The 912-nt window shown below is 67.5% G+C and carries 2 protein-coding genes; both read right to left on the minus strand.

The annotated features are described in order from the left end of the window. On the minus strand, positions 1-286 hold a 286-nt coding region (locus tag AC5RUJ_RS17315), incomplete at its 3' end, for an IniB N-terminal domain-containing protein (protein WP_494156378.1). 245 nt (positions 287-531) lie between these two features. After that, a partial coding sequence (locus AC5RUJ_RS17320) for a helix-turn-helix domain-containing protein (protein ID WP_494156379.1) occupies positions 532-912 on the minus strand: 381 nt, incomplete at its 5' end.

Consider the following 912-nt stretch of genomic DNA (forward strand, 5'->3'; position numbering starts at 1 on the left):
CTCCGCCGTGGCCGCCGCCACCGTGGCCGCCGCCGCCCCAGCCACCGCCATTGTTGCCGGAGTTGTCGCTGGACCAGTCGCCGGTGTCGCCGCCGGAGTGGTTGCCGCCGGTGTTGTACTCGCGGTCGAAGGACGAGCTGGCATCCACGGGAGCGTAGTCGAGGATGACCGGCATGATGGCGTCCACATCATCGGAGCACACATCGCCCAGGCCGGCCTCGGCGAGGGCGGCCTCCGGGTCTGCCTGGAATTCGGCGGCTGCGCGCGGATCACGGAGCAGATTCATGATGAATTCGAGAAGAGAGCTTGCGAGCGTAGGCATTATGTGAATCCCCATTCTTATTCCTACTGGATCTGGCCAAAATTATGGATGGTGGCCCGCCGAGCTGAGTTGCTTGGCTTGGTTCAAAGCTACGGCCGGGCTGCTGTCGCCCGCATCGGGGCTTCCTCCCCCGCCGCCCGCCCCCTCCAGGGGGATCGCGGTGGACGCGGACTAGGTAGGGAGGGGCCCAGGCCCGGATATCCGCGGACTTACTGCGGGGAACTGTCTTCGCCGAGCGCAAGCCGCAACTGGGTCAGGAGTTCGGCGCGGTTCGAAGCCCCTAGCCGCCGTCGAATACGCGCTATGTGGTGCTCGGCGGTACGCGGCGAAATGAAAATCGCGGCCCCGATTTCCCGGTACGTCTTGCCCTCCAGCACCAACCGGGCGACTTCGCGCTCCCGTTCGCTCAAGACGGCGCTTTCTTGTCCCTGTGCTGCTCCGGCGGGGACCGCTGCCTGCCCGCCGGGCTCGGTGACGGTGACGTCGGCAGGCGCGTCCATGGTCCCGCGCGTGCCGGGATGCAGGTCCCTGGCGCAAGCCAAGAGGCGGCTCATGTCCTTGCGCTCGTCCGCGTGCGCTGCCGCGTGCCC

The organism is Arthrobacter sp. Y3223164 (genome assembly GCF_059091005.1).